Source organism: Sphingopyxis sp. (genome assembly GCF_965279725.1).
GTDB lineage: Bacteria > Pseudomonadota > Alphaproteobacteria > Sphingomonadales > Sphingomonadaceae > Sphingopyxis.
Map to the genome: position 1 here is coordinate 247848 of NZ_CBDIIL010000002.1, position 24972 is coordinate 272819.

Genomic DNA, 24972 nt, shown 5'->3' on the forward strand with positions numbered 1-24972 from the left:
CCATGGCTGTTCTCTCACATCTCGATGTCCTTATCCGCGACCGGCGCGCTGGAATCAGCATTATCACCGCCTTTGCGATGACGATGCTGATCGGCGCCGCCGCGCTCGCCGTCGATGTCGGTTCGCTGTACCTAGATCGCCGCAAATTACAGGGCATCGCCGATGCCGCAGCGATGGCAGCGGCGGGCCGACCTGGCGAGGAACAGACTGCGGCTGAGCGGATCATCGCGGCGAACTGCGATTGCGACATCCGCATCGCGGCGTTGACTACCGGCACCTATTCGCCCGACCAGGCAGTCGCCGCCGAACAGCGATTTGCGGCCGGCGGCGCGTCGGCCAATGCGGTGCGGATCGTTTTGACGCGCGACCGCCCGCTGTATTTCGGGCGCTTTTTGACCGGCAGGAGCGACAGCGTCATCCGCGCGACCGCGACCGGAGCTCGGCGCGGTTATGCGGCCTTTTCGCTCGGGTCTCGGGTCGCTGCCGTGAATGGCGGCCTGCCGAATGCCTTGCTATCGGGGCTGACCGGTAGCCAGCTTAACCTGTCGCTGATGGACTATAATGCACTGGCGAGCGCCGACATCGACCTGCTGGCGTTTTCCGATGCGCTGCGGACCGAGATCGATGCCGATGTGCTGACTTTTGGCCAGACACTCGACAGTCAGGTGACGATGCCGCAGGTCATATCGGCGCTGGCCAGCGCATCGGACGGGCAGGCAGGAAATGTGCTGGAGCATATCGCTTCGCGCGCCTTGCCGCGCAGCCTGGTGCCATCGCGCGCGATCGATCTGGGACCTCGCTCGTCGAGCATTCGCGTCGACGCCGCCAATCCTGTAAAGGTCAATGCGCTCAGTCTGCTGCGCGCGATGCTGTTGCTGGGCAACGCCAACCGTCAGGTCGATCTGTCAGTCGCGAGCAATCTGCCCGGCGGATCGGGGATCTACATCGCACTGCTGATCGGCGAACCGCCTGCGCATTCGCCGTTGATCGCGGTAACTGATACCAATGAGGTGATCGTGCGGACCGCGCAGGTGCGGTTGAAACTCGAGACCAAAGTCCAGACGCCGCTGGCCAGTGTCCAAATTCCGGTCCTCGCCGAACTGGGGTCGGCCTCGGCGCGAATCTCTGACATCGACTGCCGCCCGAACAGCAGCGCGGCGGTGTCGCTCGGGATCGTGACCTCACCTGCGATGCTGGCGATCGGGACAGTCGATAATGCCGATTTCCAGAATATGCAGCGCCGCCTCGATCCCAAGCCCGCGCGGCTGGTGAAACTGCCACTCGCCAGCGTCGATGCCGAGTCTGAACTCGTCCTATCGGATCTCGCCGAAAAGCAGGTCTCCTTTTCACGCAGCGACATCGATGTCGGCCAAGTGAAGACGGTATCGAGTGGTGGGCTGGTCGCAGGCGCCGCAAAATCACTTTCCGATCGCATGGACCTGAAGGTCAATGTGCTCGGTCTCGGGCTCAACCTGAACGCACTGCGGACGGTCGTCGGCGACGCTGTCGCGCTTGCGGCACCGGTCCTCGACACCGTGCTGTCGGACATCACCGGACTGCTTGGGGTGCATCTCGGGCAGGCCGATGCGCGGGTCAATGCGCTGCGTTGCGGCAAGGCAAAGCTGGTCTGATCGCGCCATAACGGCGCCGCCGCGGACGAACTTTATGGCCGCCGTCGCACAAACCGCCCCAAAAGGATGCCGAGCGATAGGGTAATCGGGGAGGCCAGGGTGCCAGCAGTGCATGAACCACAGCGCGTTTCGGCGGCGGACTTCATCCGCGGATTTGCCAATTGGCGTCTGCAATCGGCGCGCAAGCCGGTCGTCGTCACGCATCATGGCAAGGATGCGCATGTGTTGATCTCGCTCGACGACTATCGGCGGCTGGGCCGCGATGCGGACGATGTCGCGGTAACCGCGGACGCTGCGCAACGGTCGCTTGCCAGTCTGGTCGAATCGATCCGCGACGCGGTGATATTGATCGATCGGCAATGCTGCATCGCGGCGGTCAACCCGGCGGCCTCGGACATGCTCGAACGGTCGTGTGCGGACATGATCGGCGAACAATTGACCAGCGTGGCGCCGCGATTGGCGGGAAGTTTGCTGGCCCAGCACCTCATCCGGCTGATCGATCATCGCGAACGTTTTTCGGGCGACGTGCCCGACCTGTTGCGGCCGCGCCAGTGGCTTCACATCGATTTGGTACCGGTGCCTATCGGCGGCGCGCTGATCTTGCGCGACGTAAGCGGCGCGCTGGCTGATTTTGCCGAGAGCGATGCGCGGCAGGCGATCCTTGATGCGGTCGAAGCGGCGGGTGACATCGGCCACGCCCACATTTCGGTACGCGAAACGGTCGAGGCGGCAAATGATACGCTAACCGGTCTGATCGGCGTCGACGCTGCCGCTATCAGGCGGGTGCGTTTTTCGGCGCTGCTGCCGGTCGGTCATCGCGCCGCTTTTGCCGAGGCGCTCGAATCCGTATTCCGGTCGCGGCAACCGGCGCGTATCGCATCGCAGATCGTGACCCGCGACGGCGCAGCGATCGACGTGAACCTGGCGATCGCTGAGGTTTGCGGCCCCTATGCCAGCGATGGCGCCGTGGTGCTGGTGACGCGTCGCCCTGTCTAGAACGAGCTGCCGCGCTCGATCGCCTTGCTGCCAGTGGGTACCGAGGAATATTGGCGGTCGTCGCCGACGAAGATCGGCCCGTCAAAATGGCCCGCTGCCCTTCATCGCCCGCGGCGGCCCCGCGCGCTGGACAAGCCGCGTTGTTACGCGCAATCATGACCATTAGGAAAGTTGTCAATTGCAACTTGCCGTTTACGTAAAGGTGAGCGCCCATTATAAGGGCGCCATTATCCGATGGGAGATTCGTGATGGACATGGAATTCAGCCCCGAAGATCTCGCCTTCCAACAGGAAGTGCGCGACTTCATCGCCGAAAATTACCCCGCCGACCTGCGCGACAAGCAGGACGAGGGCGAAGAGATGGCCAAGGAGGATTTCCTCGCCTGGCACAAGGTTCTCTATAACAAGGGCTGGATCGCGCCCGCTTGGCCGGTCGAATATGGCGGCACCGGCTGGACCCCGACGCAGCGTTTCATCTGGTCTGAAGAATCGGCGCGCGCCGACTGTATCCGCTTGCTGCCCTTCGGCCTCGCGATGGTCGGCCCGGTAATCTACACCTTTGGTACCCCCGAACAAAAAGCCCATTTTCTGCCGCGCATCCTGTCGGGTGAGGATTGGTGGTGTCAGGGCTATTCGGAGCCGGGCGCGGGTTCGGATTTGGCGTCGCTGCGTACCACCGCTGTTCCCGACGGCGACGATTATATTGTCAACGGTCAGAAGACGTGGACGACGCTGGCGCAGCATGCCGACTGGGGCTTTTTCCTCGTCCGCACCGACAAGGAAGCCAAGCAGCAGGAAGGCATCAGCTTCCTGCTCATCGACATGAAATCGCCCGGCATCACCGTGCGCCCAATTATCACCTTGGGCGGCGAGCATGAGGTCAACGAAGTGTGGCTGGAGGACGTCCGCGTCCCGCAATCGCAGCGCGTGTACGAAGAGAATAAGGGCTGGACCTGCGCCAAGTTTCTGCTCGCGCACGAACGCACCGGCATCGCCGGGGTCGCCGCGTCGAAGCGCGGAATCGAAAAGGTGAAGGCGATCGCCCGCACCGAACTAGATGGTGACAAACCGCTGCTCGCCAACGCCTTTTTCAAGCGCAAGGTCGCCGAACTCGAGATCGACCTCGCGGCGCTGGAATTCACAGAGCTGCGCAGCCTGGCTGGTTCGAACGCGGGACGCGGTCCGGGGCCGGAATCCAGCTTGCTCAAGATCAAGGGATCGGAAATCCAGCAGCGGTTGACCGAGTTGAGCCTTGAAGCCGTCGGCCATTATGGCGCGCCCTATTTCCGCGGCTTTGGCGAGGGTGACAACGAGCATCCGATTGGGCCCGATTATGCCCATCGTGCCGCGCCGACCTATTTCAACGTCCGCAAGACGACGATTTATGGCGGGTCGAACGAGATTCAGCGCAACATCATCGCCAAGATGGTTCTGGGTCTCTGAGGAACGCGTCGCCCCTGCGCGGGCAGGGGCGACAATCGGGCTGACCCGGCGCCGCAGTTTAAAACGACAGCGGCCCCCGTCTTTGCGGGGGCGACGAGGATAACAAGATGGATTTCACCTACACCGAAACGCAGGACATGATCCGCGATACGCTGGCGCGCTTCCTTGCCGATACCTATGATTTCGAAACGCGCCAGAAGTTCATCAATAGCGACAGCGGCCGCGACCCCGCGATCTGGACCGCGCTGGCGCAGGAACTCGGCATGCTCGGTGCGCCCTTTGCCGAAGACCATGGCGGCCTCGGCGGCGGCGCTCTGGAAAATGCGATCGTGATGGAGGAGCTCGGCAAGGTCATCGGGATCGAACCCTATCTGCCGACCGTCGTCATCGCGGGCGGCGCGCTGAAAGCCGTTGGGGGCGCGCAGGCCGATGCGATGATCCCAGAGATCATTGCCGGCAACGCCATCATCGCCTTTGCCTATGCCGAACCGCAGGGTCGCTACGACCTGGCCAACCTGCGCACCACTGCGAAAAAGGATGGAGCGGGTTATGTGCTGAGCGGCCACAAGAGCGTCGTTTACGCGGCGCCATGGGCGACACAACTGCTCGTCACCGCGCGTACCGGCGGCGGTCCGCGCGACCGTGACGGCGTTTCGCTGTTCCTGATCGACGCAAACCTGCCCGGCATCGTCCGCCGCGACTATCCGACCGTCGACGGCAGCCGCGCGTCGGAAATCTATTTCGAAAATGTCGCAATCCCCGGCGATGCCTTACTCGGCGGCGAAGGCACCGGCCTGCCGCTGGTCGAACAGATCGTCGACGAGGCGACCGTCGCGGTGTGCGCCGAGGCGACCGGGGTCATGCAGAAAATGCACGAAGGCACATTGGAATATACCCAGCAGCGCAAGCAGTTCGGTATTCCGATCGCAAAATTCCAGGTGCTTCAGCACCGCATGGTCGACATGTTCATGGAGGTTGAACAGGCCCGTTCGATGACGATCATGGGCGTGCTCAAGCTCGACCTGCCTGCGAACGAACGCATGGCGGCGGTGTCGGCCGCCAAGGCAAAGGTTGCGCGCGGGGCCAATTTCGTCGGCCAGAATGCGATCCAGACCCACGGCGGCATCGGCATCACACAGGAGTTGGCGATCGGCCATTATTTCAAGCGAGCAACGATGATCGAGGGCCAGTTCGGCAGCCATGATTATCACATGGACCGCTATGAGCGGATCACGCTCGCGGATTGATAGGGGATGGCCCCCTCCCTGCAGGGAGGGGGCCATGCTCAATAGGCGACGTCCACCGCGATCCGCAACGTGCGCGGGCGCAGCGGCGTCATGAAACCGGCATTGCCTTCGACGAACGGGGTGCCAAGCGAAAAGCGGTTGCCGCGCGAATCGAACAAATTGGTCAGCGTCAGCGACAGTCCGCGGCGATCATTGCCCACCCGCATGGCAAGTCCGGTGTCGATATAATCGCCTTGGCTTTCACCCAGCACCGGCCCGATCCCAAGCCGCGACGGCCCGACATAATTGGCCCAGCCGTTGACCCGGAAATCTTCGTTGCCCGCGACCGTGGCATAGTTGACCGAGCCGCGCACCGCATGGCTCGCGACGTTGGGAATGCGCCCTAGCCGTCCCGGCGCGCTATCGAACACCGGCAGAATTTCCAGCGCCAGATCATCGACCCGGCTGTGGTTATAGACGGCACCGAGCTCAAAGGTCAGCGCCTCGGTCGGCCGCATCGCGAGCGCGCCCGACAGGCTGGTGATACGACCATCGCCGATGTTGGCGGTGGTCGGAAAGCCGGTGCTGTCGATAAAATCGGCCTGGATGTTGCGCCAGCGGCTGTGCGAGAGCGCGATGCTGGCATCGAACAGGCCATGCCCCTTGTCGCCAAAGCGGACACCGGCTTCCCACGTGCGGACTTCGTCATTCAGGAAACGCCGCACGAAATTGCCATCGACCGCCAGTCCGCCGGGGCGGAACCCTTCCTGATAACGCGCATAGAGCCGCACATTGTCGAATGGCGTCGCGAGCAGTGAGAATGACGGCAACAGGTCGGTTTCATTGCGCGACGCCGTCGTCGCGCGCCCGGCCTGGGCAATCGCGAAGGACACGCCTTCCGCCATGCCGCCAAGCCGCGCATGCGACAATCGAAGCCCACCTGCGGCAACGAGGTCGGGCATGACTTCGACCGTGGCCTCGGCATAGCCGGTGAATTCGGTCACTTTATTGGTGACCCCGGGCAACACGGCGCGCAGCGGGCCATAGCCATATTCCCGGTCCTGCCGCGTATGATTGTCGATGAAACTGGCGCCGATCACCCAGCCTAGACCATTGTTATAAGGGCGCGACAGCCGATTTTCGCTGACCAACATACGCGTCGCATTATGTTGGTCGAGCACGCGTGGCACGTCGCTCAGCGCGGTAATCTGAACCGGCGCAAACAGCCGCTCGACATCGACCGCGCCAACCGTGACGACCGACCCGGGAGGCGCTTCGGGCAGGCTGGCATCAAAGCGTTCGAACAGGCGGTGGTCGATAAAGGCGTTGGACGACTGGAAATGCAGGTCGTCCCAGTCTTTCATCACCACAATCGTACCAAGGCCGTACCGCGCCGACGCATTCTGCTCGACCATCGAGTTGCGGGTCAGCGGGTCGGCAGCCTTGTCGGCATATTGCGCGTCGTCGGAGGAAATCGATTGGTAAACGCCGCCGAAATCGATCGTCCAATCATTACCGGCATCGAAACGAAAGGAACCGCGACCGCCGCGGACATGGACGCGATTGACGTCATTCTGACCACGCAGCGGGTTGTCGATATAGCCGCCGTCGGTGAGCATATAGCCAACCAGCCGTACCGCTTGCCCCCGGTCGCCGACCGGGACATTGACGATTGCGGCAATGTCGCCGCCGGGTTCACCATGCTGGGTCAGCGAAAGACCGGCGATCGCCTGCACCGTCATCGCGCGTGGGTCGGGCGCTTTCGGCACGACGCGGATGATCCCCCCGAGCGACCCGGCGCCGTAAAGCGTACCCTGTGGCCCTTCGAGGATTTCGACATTGTCGACGTCGTATAGCCTGAGGTCAGGATCGGGCGCGTTATAGCTGAGGCGGATGTCGCCCAGATATTGACCGACCGTCGACTGTGTCGGACCGGTAAAGCTGGAATCGGCGATGCCGCGAATGAACAGCTTGTTGCGCCCCGAACCCAGATGGGTCGAGGACACGGTCGCGGTCCGCGACAGGATCGAATCCATCCCGCGCTCACCTCCAAACGCCAAATCGCCGCCACTAAGTTGCGTGACGACGCCGGCGAAATGCGAATAGGGCAGGTCGGTTTTCGACGCGGTGACGATGATCTCGTCCTGCGCCGCTGCGACCATGTCGTGCGACGGTTCGCGGGCGCGGGGCTGCGGTGCCTGCCGTGGGGCGGGGCGGTGGGCAAGACGCGGCGGCGCGGGGCGACGTTCGATGCGCCAACTCGTCGCGCTGACCCGAACCGCGCGGGCATCCGATCCGTTGAGCATGCGGCGAATAGCTTCGTCGACGCTCATCCGTCCGCGCACCGGCTTGACCCGCGCCTGCCACAATTTGGCATCGACGACGCTGATGCTGACGCCCGCTTGCCGACTGATCACCGGTAGGGCCGCCGACAGGCTGCCTTTCGGCACGTCGAACGCACGGTCCTCCGCCGCCGAAGCCTGCGTGGGCAGGCTCAGCGCCAGCGCGCCCGCGACAAAGACAAGGCGAGGCGTCATTGTCAGCGGGTCAATATCCAGCCATCGCCTTGCCGCTGTGCCTTCGTCCCTGACAAGGCGGCGAGATCGGATATGGTCCGGTCCCGGTTAGCGTCGATGATCAGCGCGCCGCGGAACGACACCTCGGTGGCCGCCGGTGCAATCCGCACGTTCATCCCGGCGGTTCGCTTCAGATCATCGGCCACGAGCGCCAACGGCGCGCCGTTGTACACCAGCAGCCCGGTGCGCCAGCCGCCGACGCTGGCGACATCGACGTCCTGAACGACCGGTTCCTTACTGTCATCATCGCGCGCTTCGATCGCTTTGCCCGCAACCAGGCGGACCTTGTCGCGATCGGGGTTGTAGAGGACAATGCCTTCCGACACGGCGACCGACGTCTGCCGTTCGCGCCGCACGACATTGAACGCGGTACCCAAGTCAACGATCCGGTCACCACCTGCTTCGACGACAAAGGGATCATCATCGCGGTGTACGATATGGAACATAGCCTCGCCCGATTCCAGGCGGGCAAAGCGCGGGCGATCCTGATCGATCTCGATGATCGATCCGCCGTTGATTTCAATCCGCGATCCGTCGGCAAGTTCGACGGTGCGATGCTCGCCCGCTGCGGTTTCGATCCGCTTGGCGTTGCCGAACGGCGACAGCGTCGACACACCGATAACCCCGACCAGCGCCGCCGCCACGGCGCCGCCGAACCACGCACGGCGCGACGGACGGCGCGGTGCGGTCGGCATTACCACGACCAAGGGCTTCGGCGCCGCGGGCAGGGCGTCGAGATCCCGGTCGAACGTCGCAATAGCATCGTAAACCGCCGCATGACCGGGATCTTCGCCAAGCCAGTCGGAGAAACCGTCCCAATCATCGAATGCCGGATCGCGCTGGCGGACCAGCCAATCGATGGCGCGCGCTTCGGCGGGATTGGCGTCAGGGCGCATCGAACTGCCTCCGGATCGCGGCAAGCGCGGCATAGACCTTGCGTAAATCGGCTTCGACGGTGCTCAGGCTGACCCCCATTTCGCTGGCTATATCGCGCTGGTTCAAACCGTCGACCCGGAACCGGCGAAAGATGCGGGCGGGACGGTCGCCGGTGGCCGCGATCGCCGTCTCGACCAGCCCGAGTTGCTCGCGCGAAATCAGCGCGCGCTCGGTCGAAGGTTGCCGTCCCGCAGTGGCTTCGCCCCAGGCCTGATCGCGCAGTGCGCTTTGCCGCGCCGAACGATAGCGGTCGAGCATCAGATTGTTCGCCGCGCGCATGACATAGGGCAGCGGATCGGCGATTGGGCCGATGCTGCGGTCGGTCAGCCGCATCCACAAATCCTGAAAAACATCTTCCGCCGCATCGCCCGCGCCGCGCAGCTGCAAAAACCGGACGATACGATCCCGGTTGGCGAGCAATACGCCTTCGATGCCTTGGGCGGTATCGGTTCGGTCGTGCGAACTGGTCATCGATTGCTTGCTCTGGAACGCCATTTTCTGCCGGTCAGCGCCGCCCCGGCGCACGCCATAGGTTCCCCCGATGCCGCCGTCATATAGCGCCCATGTCTCGCCGCGCAACCGTGGTGCCGGGAAAGAGGGGAGGGACAGTGCGAGCATCGGTGTCTTCGTTCATTTCTGTCTAAGCAAGGGGGAGGCGGGGGTAGGGAGGTGCCTCCCCCTTGCACGCGGGGCCGGCCGGGGGGCTAGAGGCCGACCCGCAGACTCGCACGGAAAGCCCAACCAATATGGTTTTGCTGTTCCTCCGCGGACATTTCGCCAGCGACCTGAAAGGCCGAATTGCCAGCAATGCCACGGAGACGGCCGACCCAGCCGCTCGTGCGATCATCGGGAATAAGGGTGAACGGCGTACCGTCCTTGAACGACGCGGTGGTCGAACCCAGCGTGCCGCCGACAATCTGCCGGCGACCGCCCTCGATTTCGAAGCGCGTCCAGCCATCATATTGGTCGAGGCCGCCGAAATCCATGCCGAGCGCAATGGTACCCGACACTGCCAACTCGTCGCTGTCGCGGCCGAGCACTTTCAGGTCGAGCGCATCACCGCCGCCAGTCTCCTGATAGCCTTTCTCGGTCAGCTTGAAATAGTCGACCGCGACCATCGGCCGGATCGTGATGGCGCCCGCTTCGGCATCATAGGCGAGCGAACCCGATGCGGACCACAATGTGCCGTCCCATTTGCCCTTCATCGTCTTTTCGACATCTTCTGCGCCCGCCTCGGCGCTGAAGATGCGCGTGCCTTTCAGGCTGATCGGAGCGCCCGACACGCGGGCGTTGGCCATGAAGCCCTTCGATCGCAGGCGCCAGTGCAGCGCGCCTTCGAACTGGCTGGTGGTGACTTCATTGGCGTTGCTGCCATTACCGTCCTTGCCGTTGAGAAACGCGATCGAACCACCGAAGTTACCGATATCGCTCTTGATCTCGGCGCCAAGCCCGATGCCCCAGCCGCTGACGTCATAGCTTGCCGTGTCGCCGACGCTCTTTGACGTCCCCCACACCGCTTGGTTGACCCAGTAACCCCATTTGCCTTCGTCCTGGAACGGCGCACTGGGGTCTTGCAAGTAGCGTGACAGGGCGCGCGAACCCGAGGTGACGGTTTCGAAGACGCCGCCTTCATGCTCGGGCAGCATCTGGCCCAACTGACTGCGGAATTGATCGCCGCTGGTTATGCCGAGGAAGACGTCCTCGATCTTCTGGTCCGCCACGACGGCGTCGAGCACCGCGTCGAATGCGCCGGCTTCAGACCGGTTGAGCCCGAGTTCGCCGGTGCTCTTGCGCGACACATCGACAATCAATTGCGTCGCGTTCGACGTCAGCGTGCCTTTGTAAAGGAAAGGCAGCAAGGTCTGCGACGCGGTCAGGTTGCTTGCGCCGGTCAGCGTGCCTGCAGTCAGAACGATGTGCTGTCCCTCGGCCTGTTCAATGCTGGTCAGCCGCAAGGCCAGTTTCGATTCGGCACCAAAGCTGGCGTTGCCGGTGATCTGCAAGGCGGTGCCGGTGCTGCCGGTGTCGAGCAGGACACCGAGCGTTCCCTTGTCGGCGACCGCCAGCGACGCAATCCGCGCAGCCCCCGTGACGTCGAACGTGCCACCGCTGACCGAGACCGCCAGCCCCTGAGCGTTCGCCAAGGTGCCCGCGAAAACCGACGTGCCGCCGATGCTCAGCGTATCGGCGCCGCCGCCGAAATCGGCCGCGCCGGTGAACTTGGACGTGCCGGTCAGCGCCATGCTGTCGTTGCCGCCGCCGAAGCGCGCGTTGCCGGCATAAGTCGCGTCGCCCGACAGCGCGAGGCGATTATTACCGGCCCCGAAGAAGCTGTTGCCCTTCACCGAACCGTCGGCGATGTCGAAAATGTCGTTCCCGCCGCCAAAGCGCACGTCGCCGATGATGCTGGGGGCGGTCACCCCCGTGGCGACCGCGGTCTGCTTGACCGTCGCACCGGCGACGTTCGCCGACAGGTCGATCGCGACATTGCGGTCCGACGTGGCGAGCGCGCCGGTGGCGCTGATCGTGCCGCTGTTCTCGACCGTGCCCACACTGCCCGACAGATCGACAATCGCGCGCGCGGTGCTAACGTCGCCGCCCGTCTTGGCGGTGATGGCGCCGCTGTTGCGGATCAGCGCAACGTTACCGCCGGCTTCGACCAGCACGGCAGTCGCGACCGAACCTGCAACATTGCCTGCGGTGGTCGCCTCGACCTTACCCGCGTTGCGCAATTCGGGCGTCGTCGCCGCGCTGCTGATGCGGATCGCAGTCGCGGCGACATCTTTTGACAATGCGGTCACGCTGCCGGTCGCGCCAATGCCGATCCCGCCCGCGATCGTGACGGCGCCGCCCAGGCCGCCGATCTGCATCCCGTTGCCGTCCTTGCCGGCATAAAGTCCATTACCGACGACGCTGCCGTCGATGATCAGGCCCAGCCCGGTCCCGGTCCCCGCGACCGGACCGATCGTCACGCTTTGGGTGGCCGATCCGATGCGTATTGCAGCCGCCGAGCCAAAGGACCGCACCGCGGCGCTGCCCTCCTTGTCGTCGGGGATGCCGTCCTTGTCCTCGTCGTTGTCCGTCGTGCTCGAATCCTTGGGCGGGACGGCCAAGACGATGCCGCCGGTCACATTGCCCTCGATCGACAGTGCCGGGCCGCCGATCAGCAGGTCGTCGGCGTCAAGCTTCGAGGGGTCCGCCGGCGGTGTCGTAAACCTGTAACCAGTGGCGGTCAGATTGCCCTGGACCACGAGCGCACCGGTAACATTGCCCGACAGCCGCGCGCCGATGGCGTCGAGCCCGGTCGCGGTGATCGTTCCCGCCAGCCGAACATTGCCGGTCACATCCTGCAACCCCACGCCAAGCGCGCGATCACCAAGCACGGTTATGCTCCCGTCGGTCGTGAAATTGCCGGTCAGCGGTCCGCCAAGGCGGATGCCTGCCGAATCATTGCCCTCGATCGTGATCGCCCCGCTGTTGACGATATTGCCGGTAAAGGCGCCAAGGGTCGCGATGCCGACGCGGTTGCTGCCCAGCGCAAAGGCTCCGTCAATGTCGCCGTCGTTGTCGATGTCGGTCGGGGCATAGGGTTCGTCGATGATGATCTTGCCGGTCGCGGCGTTGGTGATCGATCCGACCGTCCCGGCATTGGCGACGATCCCGCGCGCGCCATTGACGTTGCTGATCTCGATCGTGCCTTCGTTGATGACCATTGTGGTTGCTGTCGAGGGTGACCGCAGTACCGGTCGTCGGCTTCACCGACCCTGTCGAAGTGATCTTGATGTCGTCGGGTGCGCCCGATTTGATCGTCGATGTCCGTACGGGGGCGGTCGTCGCAGTGGTGATCGTCGTTTCCGCCTGGACAGTCGTCGAAAGCAGGGCGGCCAGACAGGTGGTGGCCAGCAAGGTCTTGCGCATCGGGTTCCTCTTGTGATCAGGGCCGGATGTTGTTCCGGCGACAATCACAAGACGGAGCCCCTGCGGCGCAGCCTTGAAAATAAGATCAGCCTGTCCTCTGATCTCCGCGTTACCGCAGCCAACGCGGTTGCCACGGCGGCGCAAAGCGCCGAAAAGGCCGGACGCGGTCGCTTCCGGCATATCCGCACGCTCCAACGGAAAGACGCTTTAGCACCTCATGACATCGGCCAACGAAATTTTGGAAACACTTGGCTGGCGCCCTTACTTTGCTGAGCAGGTGACCGATGATGAGGCTGCAACATACCTCCCGGTTCGGGTCATGACAGTGCACCGTGGCAAGATTTCCGTCGCGGGCGCGGGCGGACAGCAGCTTATTTCTCCCTATATCGTCGGTGCCGCGCCATCCGACGCCCACCCGACCGTCGGCGACTGGCTTCTGATCGATCGGAACACACACGAGGCCGTCCGCGTTCTGGAACGGTTGAACCTGTTCAAGCGGCGCGCACCCGGCGATCCGAACCGCGAACAGATGATCGCGGCAAATGTCGATACGCTGTTCGTCGTCGCCTCCTGCAACCAGGATTTCAGCGTTGCGCGGCTGGAGCGCTATCTGGTTCTGGCACGCGAAGTGGGGGTCACACCTGTCGTCGTGTTGACCAAGACCGACCTGACCGACGATCCGGGGAAATTCGTCGCCGCCGCGAGCGCGATCGAACCTGGACTGCGCGTCGAACCGGTCAACGGCCGCGATCCTGCCAGCGTTGCGCGCCTTGCGGCCTGGTGCGGCAAGGGCGAAACCGTGGCGTTGCTCGGCTCCTCAGGGGTCGGCAAATCCACGCTGGTCAATACATTGCGGGAGTCGAGCAGCATCGCGACGCAGGCCATCCGCCCGCGCGATGACACCGGACGCCACACAACCACCGCCCGCGAAATGCACCGGCTCGATCATGGCGGCTGGCTGCTCGACACGCCGGGGATGCGCGAGCTTCAGCTGCCGCAAGCGGCGGCGGGCATTGCCGAGATTTTCGATGATTTCATTCTGATGGCAGAGCAATGCCGTTTCTCGGATTGCGCGCATGGCGCCGAGCCCGACTGCGCGGTCCGCGCCGCCATTGCCGGCGGCGCGCTGACCGCCGATCGGTTCGCCCGTTGGCAAAAACTGGCGGCTGAGGACAGTGCCGCTTCGCATCCGCCGAAGCGCCGTCGGTAGTAGCTTGGCGGACAGGGTGGGATTCGAACCCACGGTGAGCTTGCACCCACGGCGGTTTTCAAGACCGCTGCCTTAAACCACTCGGCCACCTGTCCGCACCTTCGCGCCATAGCGAGATGGCGCCTTGCAGCAAGAAAAACATTGCTCGCACGGCCCGCCGCGGGAATGACTCGGCTCATCCCGCCGCAACCTAGCCAAGCCGCTCGCATCTGTGCGAAACACGCCTTATGGGTGGGAACATCATGCATGCTATATTTTCCAGAATTGGCCGTCTTTTCGCTGTCGCCGCTGCCGTCCTGTCGGCGTGGATGCTCACCGCGTCCGCCCCGCTCCACGCGCAGAGCGGCGATGCCAGCTTCGACTCCTATGTCCAGTCGCTGTGGCCAAAGGCGCAGGCGCGCGGTGTTTCGCGGCAAGTCTTTGACCGCGTCACCGCTGGCCTGCGTTATAACCCCCGCGTGATCGCGCTCGACCGGGACAATCTGGGTAGTCCGCCGACGAATGACACGCCGATCCCGAACTTCGCGCCGTACAAGGCGAAGCATGTCGATGCGGCACGGATCGGGGGCGGACGGCGCGTTCACGACCGCCTGCTGCCCTTGCTCTCGCGCATCGAGGCGCGCACCGGGGTGCCGACGAGCATCATGATCGCGATTTATGGTCATGAGACGGCCTATGGCCAGGTCACCGGAAGTTTCGACCTGCCCGAGGCGCTGGCGACGCTGGCTTACGAGGGACGCCGCCGCAGCCTATTCGAGCCTGAATTCCTCGCGACCTTGGAAATGGTGCAGCGCGGCGTGCCGCGTGAGGTGCTGAAGGGCAGCTGGGCGGGGGCATTCGGTTATCCGCAATTCCTGCCGTCGGTCTATCTGCAGGTGGCAGAGGACGGCGATGGCGACGGGCGCGCCAATATCTGGTCGAGCGAGGCCGATGCGATCGAATCGATCGGCGCGTATCTGCGCCGCGCCGGTTGGCGCGCGGGACAGCCGTGGGGCGTCGCGGTTACGGTGCCAAGCGGCTTCGACCGCAACCGTTTTGCTAGCCGGCTCGCCCCCACCCGCTGCCCCCGTGTCTTTGCGCGCCACAGCCGCTGGCGCTCGATGACGGAATGGCGCGCAGACGGCATCCAGCCCGTCGGTGGGCGCTGGCCCGACGGACAGATTCAGGCGGTGCTACTCGAACCCGATGGCCCGGGACGGACCGCATATTTGCTGACCGGTAACTATCGTGCGATATTGGACTATAATTGTTCCAACTTTTACGCACTTTCTGTGGGGTTGCTGGCGGATGAAATCGATCGTTAGAAATGCAGGGCTGATGGCCGGGGCGATGCTGATGCTCGCCGGTTGCGGTACGTTCGGCGGCAAGCGCGAGGGTGGACCGACCGCTGGCGCGACACCGGCGCCGACGGCGAATGGGGTCAGCGACACGCCGGTCAAGGTCGGCGATCCCTACACCGTCGGCGGCACGACCTACACCCCCGCAGACGTCGCCGACTATGACGATGTCGGCTATGCCAGCTGGTATGGCGAAGAACTCGCCGGACGGCCGACCGCCAATGGCGAGATATTCGACCCTGCGGGGGTCAGCGCGGCGCACAAGACGTTGCCCTTGCCCAGTTATGTCGAGGTCACCGCGCTGGACACCGGACGCACTATTTTGGTGCGCGTCAACGACCGCGGACCGATGGTCGGCGATCGGTTGATCGATCTGTCGCGCGGCGCCGCCGAACAGCTGGGGCTGAATGCCGGCGTTTCGGCGGTGCGCGTCCGCCGCACCAACCCGCCCGCGGCAGAACGCCTGCAGCTGCGCAGCGGCCGGCCTGTCCCCGAACGGATCGCGACGCCCGCTTCACTCCTGTCGATCCTGCAAACCAAGCTGAAAGCAATGCCGGTTCCCAAGGGGCTGGCGACCGCGCCCCCGGTTGAGGAACAGCCTGCTGCCCCGATTGCATCGGGAAAGGCCAAGCCAGGCGACGACCGCTTGGTCGTCGACGGTGCGAAACCCGCCGCCAAACCGGTATCGACTGCGAAACCCCCTCCGACGGCTATCGGCAAATTCGTCGTGCAGGTCGGCGCATTCAGCAGCGAAGCCCGCGCGAACGCCGCAGCCAAATCGGTCGGCGGCACAGTGAGCAAGGCGGGCAACCTGTGGCGTGTGCGGATCGGGCCGTTCGACAGCGATGCCGCGGCACGCGGTGCGCTTGGCGCCGCAAAGGCCAAAGGTTTCCGTGACGCGGTCGTCCAGCGCGACCGCTGAAGAGCGAGACTTCTTGAAAATCATAACGATCACAAGGCGACGCATCGCAGTTTTGGCGGGACTTGCGATCGTCTTTACCACCCCAGTCACCGCGACCGGCAACGCCAGCCCCCAAAATACGGCGGCCACCCGTCCGCCCTACACCACCCAAGCGCCGATCGTCATGCTCAAGGATCTTGAGTCGGGCGAAATCCTGTTCTCGCGGGGAGCCGACAAACGGTTCGCGCCAGCATCGATGGCCAAGGTGATGACGGCCTATGTCGTGCTCGACCTGATCAAAAGAGGCGAACTGGCGCGCGACAAGCAATTCACCGTCAGCGAGGCGACATGGAAAAAATGGAGCGGCAGCAACGGCGGGTCGACGATGTTTCTGCGCCCAGGCGAAAAGATAACCGTCGATAGCTTGCTCAAAGGCTTGATCACCGTATCTGGCAACGACGCAGCCGCGGCGCTGGCGGTAGGGATCGATGGAAGCGAAGCCGCATTTGTTAAAAGAATGAATGCGATAGCTTCTGAAATTGGGATGAAATCGAGTAATTTCGGGACGCCGAATGGCTGGCCCGACGGCGGCGTCACCAAGGTTAGCGCTGCGGATCTGATCACGCTCGCCGACCGACTGATCCGCGATCATCCCGGCGGCTATGCGCGCTATTTCGCTGTGCCAAGGCTGCCGCACGGCACGTCGCCCGAAGGCAAGCCGATCGTGCAGTCTAACCGCAACCCGATCCTCGGCCGCTTTGTTGGCGCCGACGGGCTAAAGACCGGCCATACGTCGGAAGCTGGCTATTGCTTCCTCGGTTCGGCGAAGCGTGACGGACGCCGCCTGATCATGGTCGTCGCTGGCTTGCCGAGCGAAAAGGCGCGGCGCGACGAGGCAGAGCGGCTGATGAGCTGGGGTTTCGGAACGCCTATGCCGTCCCTCGGTGTCGGCAAAGGCAAAAAATCGGCGTCCGGTACAGGTCGCGCTGCGCCTTGATGACAAACGCGGTGCGGGCGGCTACCGCCACATGATGCGCGGCCGATATTCCATTTTCCATCTGTGCGGGTTGGCGGCATGACGCGAGGGCGCTTCATCACGCTTGAAGGCGGCGAGGGGGTCGGCAAATCGACGCAGATCCGCGCGTTGGCGGCGGCGCTGGCCGCAAGCGACATCGACATCTTCACCACTCGCGAGCCCGGTGGCAGCCAAGGCGCCGAAGCGATCCGTACCCTGTTGATGGAAGGCAGCGACGACCGCTGGGATGCGCGTAGCGAAGCCTTGCTGTTCGCCGCCGCGCGCGCCGACCATGTCGCGCGCACGATCCGCCCGGCACTGGCGCGCGGCGCGTGGGTGCTGTGCGACCGTTTCGTCGATTCGAGCCGCGCCTATCAGGGCGGCGGCGGTGGCATCACCGACGCTGACATATTGACGCTGCACGGCGTGGGGTCCGAAGGCTTGTTGCCCGACCGCACCTTCCTGCTCACCGTCAGCCCTGCCGAAGCCGCGCACCGTCTGACCGCCCGCGGGGGCAGCGACCGCATGGGCAGCAAGCCCGCCGATTATCAAGCGCGCCTCGCCGCGCGCTTCGTCGAAATGGCCGAGGCGGAGCCCGAACGCTGGCGGGTTGTCGACGCCGATGCCCCCGCCGAGCAAGTAACGGCGGCAATCCTCACCGGTCTTGCCGAATGGCTATGATCGGTCATCACGACGCCGAGGCAGCCTTTCTCGAAGGCTGGCAGGGGGGCAGGCTGCATCACGCCTGGCTGCTCGCCGGACCGCAGGGGATGGGGAAGGGGGCTTTTGCCGCACGTGTGGCGCGTTTTCTCGTCACCCATGGCCGCGGCGGCGACGGGCAGGCTGTTGCGCTCGACGATCCCGGCGATAGCGCTGCGGGTCGGCTGGTCGAGGCGGGCAATCACCCCGAAATCCTGCACGTGACGCGCCAGCTCAAGGACAAGAGCAAAGACCTCGCGCGCAACATCACGATCGATCAGGTGCGGACCATGATCCGCCGCCTGCATCTGTCGCTGTCGCTCGGAGACTGGCGCGTCATCATTGTCGACGCGATCGACGATCTGGAGACCGACGCCGCCAACGCACTGCTCAAAACACTCGAGGAGCCCCCAACAAAAACGCTGTTCCTGCTCGTCAGTCATTCGCCGGGCCGCCTGTTGCCGACGATCCGGTCGCGATGCAGAAACTTGCGTTTTCAACCTGTTGATCATGACGTCATGACCGCATGGCTGCACGATCTGCGCCCGATGCTCGAGATCGCCGAGGTGCGCGCGATCGTCGCCGCATCGGGCGGTGTGCCGGGCAAAGCGCTGGCGCTGATCGACAGTGATGTCGCGGTGATGGAAAAGAAGCTGCTCGCGATTGCCGCCACCGGCGATCCCGAAAACCGGCTGCGCGAAGCACTCGCCCGCGAAGTCGGCGGCACCGCCAACCGGGCGCGGCTGGAACTGGTGATCGATATTGTGCCCGGGCTGCTCGCACGGCTGGCGCGCGATCGCCCCGTCGCAGAGATCGCGCCGATCCTTGCGCAATGGGACCGGGTTCAGCGCACTGTCCGCGACGCGGTCCGCGGTTCCTATGACGGAACGATGGTCGGCTTCGAAATCGGCAATTGCCTTGCCGACCTGGCGCCGCGGTCAGCGCAACCGGCACGCTGACGCTTTCCCTTACGCGCGCCAGCGGCTAAGGCGCGGCCATGTCCGAAAACAGCGCCCCTTTCTATATCACCACCGCGATCAGCTACCCCAATGGCCGCCCGCATATCGGCCATGCGTATGAAGCGATCGCCACCGACGTGATGGCGCGGTTCCAGCGCGCCCGCGGCCGCGATGTGCGGCTGATTACCGGCACCGACGAACATGGGCTGAAGATGTTTCAGACAGCGCGCGACCAGGGGCGCGAAACGATCGATCTCGCTGATGAAATGTCGTCATATTTCCGTGAGATGTATGCCGCGCTGAATATCAGCTATGACAATTTCATGCGGACTTCGGATGCCGCGCATCACGCGGCATCGCAAGCGATCTGGCGGGCGATGGAGGCCAATGGCGACCTGTATCTCGACCGTTACGAAGGCTGGTATTCGGTCCGCGACGAAGCTTATTACGACGAAAGCGAGCTTACTACCGGGGAAGGGGGGGGCGCCCGCCTTTCTCCGCAGGGGACGCCCGTCGAATGGACCGTCGAGGAAAGTTGGTTCTTCAAGCTGTCCGAATATCAGGCAAAGTTGCTTGCGCTGTATGAAGAACAGCCCGATTTCATCCGCCCCGAAAGCCGTCGGAACGAGGTGCTGCGCTTTGTCGAAGGCGGGCTGAAAGATCTCAGCGTATCGCGCACCAGTTTCGACTGGGGCGTTCCGGTGCCGGGATCGCCTGGGCACGTGATGTATGTCTGGGTAGACGCCCTCACCACTTATTTGTCGGGGCTGGGCTATCCCAATCTTGATGGCGACTTCGGCAAATTCTGGCCGGCGAATATCCATATGATCGGCAAGGATATCGTGCGTTTCCATGCGGTTTACTGGCCGGCTTTCTTGATGAGTGCCGGATTGCCGTTGCCTAAACAGATATTCGGCCACGGCTTCCTGCTCAACCGCGGTGAGAAGATGTCGAAGTCGCTGGGCAATGTCGTCGACCCGATGGCGCTTGCCGAGCAATTCGGCGTCGACCCGCTCCGCTATTATCTGCTGCGCGAAGTCAGCTTCGGACAGGACGGCACCTATTCGGCCGAGGCGATTGTCCGGACCGCCAACGCCGATCTGGCGAACAGCTTCGGCAATCTCGCGCAGCGTAGTTTATCGATGATTTTCAAAAATTTGGATGGCGATTTGTCGATCGACTATGCGCAGGCGCAGGACGATCTTGACCTACTCGGCGAAGTCAACGAGATGGCGCGCGACTGCCTGCCATCCGCTTTTGAACAGCTCGCCTTCTCGTCCGGGATCGAAGACTGGCTACGTGCCGTTTTTGCCTGTAATCAATATGTCGATACCCAGGCGCCGTGGGCGCTGCGCAAGAGCGACCCAGAGCGGATGCGCGCAGTGTTGATGACCCTGTTCAAGGTGGTGCGCACCTTGGCGATTGCCATACGTCCGGTCGTTCCCGCAGCAGCCGACAAACTGCTGGACCAAATGGGCATTGCCGACGACGCTCGCGATTTCGCGGCGCTGGCTGATAACGACTGGTTTGCGCGCCTCGCTGCAACCGACTTCAAAGTCGCGCAGCCGGTAGCACTTTTCCCGCGCCTCGACCTGCCCGCCAACGAGGGTGGGGGGGAAGGAGAGGCCTGATGCTCGTCGATTCGCACTGCCACCTCAATTACAAGGGCCTTGCCGAGCAGCAGGGTGAGGTATTGGACCGCGCCCGCGCCCGCGGCGTCACCGCGATGCTCAACATCGCGACGCGCGAAAGCGAGTGGGACGATGTGCTGGCGGCCGCCGAAGCGAACGGCGACGTCTGGGCCAGTGTCGGCATTCATCCGCACGATGCCGATCATCATCCCGACGTCGATACCGCCAAGCTGGTCGAGCGCGCGGCGCATCCGCGGGTAATCGCGATCGGCGAAACCGGCCTCGATTATTATTACGACAAGAGCGACCGCGTCCGCCAGCAAGACAATTTTCGCCGGCATATCCATGCGTCGCAGCAGACGGGTCTGCCGATCATCGTCCACACCCGCGATGCCGAAGCGGACATGCTGGACCTACTGGGCGAGGAGATGGGCAGGGCGACCTTCCCCGGCGTGATCCATTGCTTCACCGCGAGCGACGATTTTGCGCACAGGGCGCTCGATCTTGGGATGTTCATCTCAATCTCGGGGATTGTGACCTTCAAGAACGCCGCAGATCTTCAGGCGACCGCCAAATGGCTGCCGCAGGACCGGCTGCTGATTGAAACCGACTCCCCTTTCCTCGCCCCGGTGCCGCATCGCGGCAAGACGGGCGAACCGGCGTTTGTCGCCGACACGCTGGCGTTTCTCGCGGCGCTTCGCGACGACGACCAGGACGCGTTAGCGGCGGCAACCAGCGCCAATTTCTATGCGCTGTTCAACAAGGCGACGCCATGACGTCACAAAGTCCATGAAGGTTCGCATCTTGGGTTGCGGCACGTCGTCGGGCGTCCCGCGTATCGGCAACGATTGGGGACAATGCGACCCCGACAATCCGCGCAACCTGCGCAGCCGGTCGTCGATCCTGATCTCGCTGGGCGGCTTTCGCCTGCTCGTCGACACCAGTCCCGACATGCGGCTGCAACTTCTCGATGCCGAAGTCGGTGTCGTCGACGGGATCATCTGGACCCACGAACATGCCGATCACTGCCACGGGCTCGATGACCTGCGCCAGATCATGCACCTGCGCGGCTCGCTGGTGCCGGCTTATGCCAGGGGCCATGTGCTCGACACGCTCAAATGGCGCTTTACCTATGCCTTTGCCGGAAACGCCGGCTATCCGGCGTTGGTCGATCCGATCGATTTGATGGACCATCAATCGATCGGCCCGATCGAGGTGTCTGCGATCGAAATGCCGCACGGCCCGATCAAGGCGAGCGGACTTATCTTCAGCGACGGTGTGCATAAAATCGGATATGCCACTGATTTTTCGAAGTTTACCGACGAGATGGTCGACTTCTTTCAGGGCGTCGATCTGTTTGTGATCGATGCGCTGCGCCGTTATCCGCACCCGACCCATCCGCATCTCGCCATGTCACTCGCGGCACTCGAAAAGGTCGGCAATCCGCGTGCGATCATCACGCATATGGACAATACGATGGATTATGACGACCTTGCGGCCGAATTGCCGCCGGGCGTCGAACCGGGTTATGACGGGCTGGAGGTGCAGCTATGAGCGGCGAGACAGGCGTACAGCTGATCTGGTTTGTCGGCGCGTTCACGCTGGTGATCAGTTCGTTGGTGGCGAGGCGGTTGCCGATGGCCGACTGGCTCAAGATGGCGCTGGCTTGGGTCGCCATCTTTGGGCTGGTGTTTGTTGTGATACGGACGTGGCAGCTCGTTACCTGATTGCCGGAAGGCACCAACGTGGGCCTTGAAATGGGAATGATTTCAACGGCAGGGGGGTTTCGCTCTCCTGATCCATTGGATGATTTAACATAATATATATTATCGGATAAATTTATGCCCGAGGCTGTGACGTCATCCCCCATCGATCGCCTGCTCGCCATCATGGCGCAACTGCGCAATCCCGACGGCGGCTGCGAATGGGATCTCGCGCAGGACTTCTCGACGATCGCGCCGTACACGATTGAGGAAGCCTATGAGGTTGCCGATGCGATCGCTGGCGGTGATCCCGGCGCCATTTGCGACGAACTCGGCGACCTGCTTCTCCAGGTCGTGTTCCACAGCCAGATTGCGGCCGACGACGGTCTGTTCGGCTTCGACGACGTCGCGAATGCGATCAGCGACAAGATGGAGCGCCGCCATCCGCATATCTTCGGTGACAGCAAAACGGACGACGTTCGGTTGCAATGGGAACAAATCAAGGCCGACGAACGCGACGAGGATGGCCAGACGAGCGCACTGGCGGGCGTGGCGCTATCTTTGCCCGCACTGCTCCGCGCGCAGAAGTTGCAAGGCCGGGCTGCACGCGTCGGTTTCGACTGGCCCGACGCCGACGGACCACGTGACAAGATTACCGAGGAACTGGCCGAGGTGGCGAACGCTGGAAGCGAAGCCGAGCGGCACGAAGAAGTCGGCGACCTGTTGTTAGCGGTGGTGAATTATGCTCGTCACCTTGGCGTCGACGCCGAAGGCGCGCTGCGCGACGCCAACGTCAAATTTGCGCGCCGTTTCGCGGCGATGGAAGATCGTGCCGGCGGAAGCCTGTCGGGCCTGTCACTCGATGCGCAGGAAGCGCATTGGCTGGCGGTCAAGGCGTCGGAGCGTCGGTCGTAGGCCAGAGCCGTTCGAAGCGCGCACTGTCCGCGGGATCGAGCCGGACGGTCAGTACATGCCCCTCGCCCACCGGTTCGTCGGACATGACTTCCCCGCGCGCGTGAAGCCACGCCGCCGCTTCACCCTCGCTATACGCCAGATAAATGCGCTGAAGCTTGTGCAGCGCGGTAAGGTGCGCCGCCATCAGGATACGCGCCGCCTCGACACCCTCCCCCGAGACCGCCGATATCACCGCGACGTCAGTCCGCCGCGCCGCCATCTCCTCGACTCCGGCTCGGCGCTCCGCATCGGCCGTGTCGATCTTGTTCCAGATTTCAATCTGTGGGATTGTCGGCGGCGCGTCGCCCTCCCCGTCATCCTGCGCCCCGTTCACGCCGAGCGAGCTCAGGATCGCCCGCACATCGTCATATTGCGCGTCGCTGTCGGGATGGACGATGTCGCGGACGTGGACGATCAGGTCGGCGGTCGTCACTTCTTCCAGCGTTGCACGGAAAGCAGCGACGAGCTCGGTAGGCAGGTCGGACACAAAGCCCACGGTATCGGACAGGATCGCCTTGTCGATACCTGGAAGTCGAATCTCGCGCATCGTCGGATCAAGCGTAGCGAAAAGCATATCTTCCGCCATGACGTCACTTCCCGTCAAGTGATTGAAGAACGTCGATTTTCCGGCGTTTGTGTAACCGACCAGCGCGACCACCGGCCATGGCGCGCGCTGACGCTTTGACCGCTGCAACTGACGCGTACGCCGCGCGTCCTCCAGGCTGCGCCGGATGCGCGCCATGCGGTTGCGGATCATCCGCCGATCGGCCTCGATCTGGGTTTCGCCTGGGCCGCCCAGGAAGCCGAAGCCGCCGCGCTGGCGTTCGAGGTGGGTCCAGCTACGGACCAGCCGGCCCGCCTGATAATCCAGATGCGCCAGTTCGACCTGCAACCGTCCCTCGGCCGTCGCGGCGCGTTCGCCGAAGATTTCGAGGATGAGCCCGGTGCGGTCGATCACCTTGGTGCCGAACGCCGTTTCCAGATTGCGCTGCTGGATCGGACTGAGCGCCGCGTCGACAACGACGAGCTGAACCCCATGCTTTTCGATATCGGGCGTGATCGCTTCGATCTGACCGACACCAAGTAGTGTCGCGGCGCGTGTCTGGCGCAGACGAAGCGTGTGCACCGCGACGACTTCTAGTCCAATCGCCAGCGCCAGCCCCTTCGCCTCCTCGGCGCGCGCGTCGAGGTCACGCGACAGGCGCTGGGTATGCCACTCGGGCACGACCAGAAGCGCGGCGGCGCCGCGCGTCACCTCGTCTTCGCTGTTACCTATCTGGGCATTATGCGGATCGATCAGGCGTTGTCCGCTTCTGCGTCTGGCTCACTGTCGGTCAGGTTGATCGGGCCGTTCGGCTGCACCGTCGAAATCGCGTGCTTATACACCAGCTGAACCTGCCGCTCGCGTTCGAGCAGCATGCAGAACAGGTCGAACGCCACGATATCGCCCTGCAACATCACGCCATTGACGAGGAACATCGTGACCGATTCATCCGATTTGCGCACGGCGTTCAGGAACACATCCTGCAATGCCTTGCCCTTACTCGGAGGCGAATCGCGCAAATTGCCGCCAAGCAGCGAGAGATCGAAATCGTGCGACGGCATTACTGTCGAGATCGCATGTTTATACACCAGCTGCGATTGGCCATCACGGCGCAGCAGCAGCGAGAAATTGTCGAACCAAGTGATGATGCCCTGAAGCTTCACACCCTTGACGAGAAACATCGTGACCGGGGTTTTGCTTTTGCGCAGGGCGTTGAGAAAAATATCTTGGAGATTCTGGTTCTTATCGGACACATTTGCCTCCTGTTTTTGGCGGTACAACCGCGGGTATGGCC

22 protein-coding genes and 1 tRNA gene are annotated in these 24972 nt (G+C 63.4%); 16 read left to right on the forward strand and 7 right to left on the reverse strand.

Annotation, left to right across the window (positions count from 1 at the left end; translation table 11 throughout):
- Nucleotides 1-2: 2 nt before the first annotated feature.
- From ACQY6T_RS05570 to ACQY6T_RS05585, 4 genes are all read left to right on the forward strand, one after another.
- Complete coding sequence (locus ACQY6T_RS05570) at nt 3-1631, forward strand: TadG family pilus assembly protein (protein ID WP_428629351.1); 1629 nt, start codon at nt 3-5, stop codon at nt 1629-1631.
- Nucleotides 1632-1730: 99 nt separating this feature from the next.
- On the forward strand, nt 1731-2627 hold the full coding sequence (locus ACQY6T_RS05575; protein ID WP_428629353.1) for a PAS domain-containing protein: 897 nt from the start codon (nt 1731-1733) through the stop codon (nt 2625-2627).
- A gap of 248 nt (nt 2628-2875) precedes the next feature.
- Entirely contained in the window at nt 2876-4069 is a 1194-nt protein-coding gene (locus tag ACQY6T_RS05580) for an acyl-CoA dehydrogenase family protein (protein WP_428629355.1), read from the forward strand.
- A 107-nt stretch (nt 4070-4176) separates the two neighbouring features.
- Nucleotides 4177-5316: an acyl-CoA dehydrogenase family protein gene (locus ACQY6T_RS05585; RefSeq protein WP_428629357.1), complete on the forward strand. Its 1140-nt coding sequence runs from the start codon at nt 4177-4179 to the stop codon at nt 5314-5316.
- Nucleotides 5317-5354: 38 nt separating this feature from the next.
- Here ACQY6T_RS05585 and ACQY6T_RS05590 read toward each other — a convergent pair whose 3' ends face one another.
- From ACQY6T_RS05590 to ACQY6T_RS05605, 4 genes are all read right to left on the reverse strand, one after another.
- Entirely contained in the window at nt 5355-7832 is a 2478-nt protein-coding gene (locus ACQY6T_RS05590; protein WP_428629358.1) for a TonB-dependent receptor domain-containing protein, read from the reverse strand.
- A gap of 2 nt (nt 7833-7834) precedes the next feature.
- Entirely contained in the window at nt 7835-8767 is a 933-nt protein-coding gene (locus ACQY6T_RS05595) for a FecR family protein (RefSeq protein ID WP_428629360.1), read from the reverse strand.
- Nucleotides 8757-9425 (reverse strand): RNA polymerase sigma factor, encoded by a 669-nt coding sequence (locus tag ACQY6T_RS05600; protein WP_428629362.1) that lies wholly within the window; start codon nt 9423-9425, stop codon nt 8757-8759. The genes ACQY6T_RS05595 and ACQY6T_RS05600 overlap by 11 nt, the downstream gene beginning before the upstream one ends.
- Nucleotides 9426-9511: 86 nt before the next feature.
- Nucleotides 9512-12520: an autotransporter outer membrane beta-barrel domain-containing protein gene (locus tag ACQY6T_RS05605; protein ID WP_428629364.1), complete on the reverse strand. Its 3009-nt coding sequence runs from the start codon at nt 12518-12520 to the stop codon at nt 9512-9514.
- 17 nt (nt 12521-12537) lie between these two features.
- Here ACQY6T_RS05605 and ACQY6T_RS05610 point away from each other — a divergent pair, with 17 nt between their 5' ends.
- Together ACQY6T_RS05610 and rsgA are read left to right on the forward strand one after the other, a co-directional pair.
- A complete protein-coding gene (locus ACQY6T_RS05610) occupies nt 12538-12741 on the forward strand; it encodes a hypothetical protein (protein ID WP_428629366.1) in 204 nt (67 codons plus the stop codon).
- A gap of 303 nt (nt 12742-13044) precedes the next feature.
- Nucleotides 13045-13935, forward strand: coding sequence for a ribosome small subunit-dependent GTPase A (gene rsgA / locus ACQY6T_RS05615; protein WP_428629368.1), 891 nt, complete (start codon nt 13045-13047; stop codon nt 13933-13935).
- A 5-nt stretch (nt 13936-13940) separates the two neighbouring features.
- On the opposite strand, the gene ACQY6T_RS05620 is transcribed toward rsgA, so the two are convergent.
- A tRNA-Ser gene (locus ACQY6T_RS05620) sits at nt 13941-14030 on the reverse strand.
- Between the two features lie 213 nt (nt 14031-14243).
- Here ACQY6T_RS05620 and ACQY6T_RS05625 point away from each other — a divergent pair.
- From ACQY6T_RS05625 to mazG, 10 genes are all read left to right on the forward strand, one after another.
- Nucleotides 14244-15239, forward strand: a complete 996-nt coding sequence (locus ACQY6T_RS05625) for a lytic murein transglycosylase (protein ID WP_428629370.1) — start codon at nt 14244-14246, stop codon at nt 15237-15239.
- A gap of 13 nt (nt 15240-15252) precedes the next feature.
- On the forward strand, nt 15253-16194 hold the full coding sequence (locus ACQY6T_RS05630; RefSeq protein WP_428629372.1) for a septal ring lytic transglycosylase RlpA family protein: 942 nt from the start codon (nt 15253-15255) through the stop codon (nt 16192-16194).
- Nucleotides 16195-16246: 52 nt separating this feature from the next.
- Nucleotides 16247-17170, forward strand: a complete 924-nt coding sequence (locus ACQY6T_RS05635; protein WP_428629374.1) for a D-alanyl-D-alanine carboxypeptidase family protein — start codon at nt 16247-16249, stop codon at nt 17168-17170.
- Between the two features lie 78 nt (nt 17171-17248).
- A complete protein-coding gene (gene tmk, locus ACQY6T_RS05640) occupies nt 17249-17869 on the forward strand; it encodes a dTMP kinase (protein WP_428629376.1) in 621 nt (206 codons plus the stop codon).
- A complete protein-coding gene (locus tag ACQY6T_RS05645; protein ID WP_428629377.1) occupies nt 17866-18846 on the forward strand; it encodes a DNA polymerase III subunit delta' in 981 nt (326 codons plus the stop codon). The genes tmk and ACQY6T_RS05645 overlap by 4 nt, the downstream gene beginning before the upstream one ends.
- Nucleotides 18847-18884: 38 nt before the next feature.
- On the forward strand, nt 18885-20477 hold the full coding sequence (metG, locus tag ACQY6T_RS05650; protein WP_428629379.1) for a methionine--tRNA ligase: 1593 nt from the start codon (nt 18885-18887) through the stop codon (nt 20475-20477).
- Entirely contained in the window at nt 20477-21253 is a 777-nt protein-coding gene (locus ACQY6T_RS05655) for a TatD family hydrolase (protein WP_428629380.1), read from the forward strand. Before metG ends, ACQY6T_RS05655 begins: the two co-directional genes overlap by 1 nt.
- A 13-nt stretch (nt 21254-21266) precedes the next feature.
- A complete protein-coding gene (locus ACQY6T_RS05660) occupies nt 21267-22031 on the forward strand; it encodes an MBL fold metallo-hydrolase (RefSeq protein WP_428629382.1) in 765 nt (254 codons plus the stop codon).
- Complete coding sequence (locus ACQY6T_RS05665) at nt 22028-22204, forward strand: hypothetical protein (protein ID WP_428629383.1); 177 nt, start codon at nt 22028-22030, stop codon at nt 22202-22204. The genes ACQY6T_RS05660 and ACQY6T_RS05665 overlap by 4 nt, the downstream gene beginning before the upstream one ends.
- Before the next feature lie 114 nt (nt 22205-22318).
- A complete protein-coding gene (gene mazG, locus ACQY6T_RS05670) occupies nt 22319-23095 on the forward strand; it encodes a nucleoside triphosphate pyrophosphohydrolase (protein ID WP_428629385.1) in 777 nt (258 codons plus the stop codon).
- Here the strand turns inward: mazG and hflX are convergent.
- Nucleotides 23070-24389, reverse strand: coding sequence for a GTPase HflX (gene hflX, locus ACQY6T_RS05675; RefSeq protein ID WP_428629387.1), 1320 nt, complete (start codon nt 24387-24389; stop codon nt 23070-23072). The genes mazG and hflX overlap by 26 nt on opposite strands.
- Nucleotides 24390-24430: 41 nt before the next feature.
- The gene (hfq, locus tag ACQY6T_RS05680) at nt 24431-24931 is read right to left on the reverse strand and encodes an RNA chaperone Hfq (RefSeq protein WP_428630382.1); all 501 of its coding nucleotides are present in this window, start codon (nt 24929-24931) and stop codon (nt 24431-24433) included.
- Nucleotides 24932-24972: the final 41 nt, after the last annotated feature.

What these genes read in the sequence shown, in the direction of transcription:
- ACQY6T_RS05570 (WP_428629351.1), top strand. Translation starts at nt 3, where the DNA reads ATGGCTGTTCTCTCACATCTCGATGTCCTTATCCGCGACCGGCGCGCT.
- ACQY6T_RS05580 (WP_428629355.1), top strand. Translation starts at nt 2,876, where the DNA reads ATGGACATGGAATTCAGCCCCGAAGATCTCGCCTTCCAACAGGAAGTG.
- ACQY6T_RS05585 (WP_428629357.1), top strand. Translation starts at nt 4,177, where the DNA reads ATGGATTTCACCTACACCGAAACGCAGGACATGATCCGCGATACGCTG.
- ACQY6T_RS05590 (WP_428629358.1), bottom strand. Translation starts at nt 7,832, where the DNA reads ATGACGCCTCGCCTTGTCTTTGTCGCGGGCGCGCTGGCGCTGAGCCTG.
- ACQY6T_RS05595 (WP_428629360.1), bottom strand. Translation starts at nt 8,767, where the DNA reads ATGCGCCCTGACGCCAATCCCGCCGAAGCGCGCGCCATCGATTGGCTG.
- ACQY6T_RS05600 (WP_428629362.1), bottom strand. Translation starts at nt 9,425, where the DNA reads ATGCTCGCACTGTCCCTCCCCTCTTTCCCGGCACCACGGTTGCGCGGC.
- ACQY6T_RS05605 (WP_428629364.1), bottom strand. Translation starts at nt 12,520, where the DNA reads ATGGTCATCAACGAAGGCACGATCGAGATCAGCAACGTCAATGGCGCG.
- rsgA (WP_428629368.1), top strand. Translation starts at nt 13,045, where the DNA reads ATGACAGTGCACCGTGGCAAGATTTCCGTCGCGGGCGCGGGCGGACAG.
- ACQY6T_RS05625 (WP_428629370.1), top strand. Translation starts at nt 14,244, where the DNA reads ATGCTCACCGCGTCCGCCCCGCTCCACGCGCAGAGCGGCGATGCCAGC.
- ACQY6T_RS05630 (WP_428629372.1), top strand. Translation starts at nt 15,253, where the DNA reads ATGGCCGGGGCGATGCTGATGCTCGCCGGTTGCGGTACGTTCGGCGGC.
- tmk (WP_428629376.1), top strand. Translation starts at nt 17,249, where the DNA reads ATGACGCGAGGGCGCTTCATCACGCTTGAAGGCGGCGAGGGGGTCGGC.
- ACQY6T_RS05645 (WP_428629377.1), top strand. Translation starts at nt 17,866, where the DNA reads ATGATCGGTCATCACGACGCCGAGGCAGCCTTTCTCGAAGGCTGGCAG.
- metG (WP_428629379.1), top strand. Translation starts at nt 18,885, where the DNA reads ATGTCCGAAAACAGCGCCCCTTTCTATATCACCACCGCGATCAGCTAC.
- ACQY6T_RS05655 (WP_428629380.1), top strand. Translation starts at nt 20,477, where the DNA reads ATGCTCGTCGATTCGCACTGCCACCTCAATTACAAGGGCCTTGCCGAG.
- ACQY6T_RS05660 (WP_428629382.1), top strand. Translation starts at nt 21,267, where the DNA reads ATGAAGGTTCGCATCTTGGGTTGCGGCACGTCGTCGGGCGTCCCGCGT.
- ACQY6T_RS05665 (WP_428629383.1), top strand. Translation starts at nt 22,028, where the DNA reads ATGAGCGGCGAGACAGGCGTACAGCTGATCTGGTTTGTCGGCGCGTTC.
- mazG (WP_428629385.1), top strand. Translation starts at nt 22,319, where the DNA reads ATGCCCGAGGCTGTGACGTCATCCCCCATCGATCGCCTGCTCGCCATC.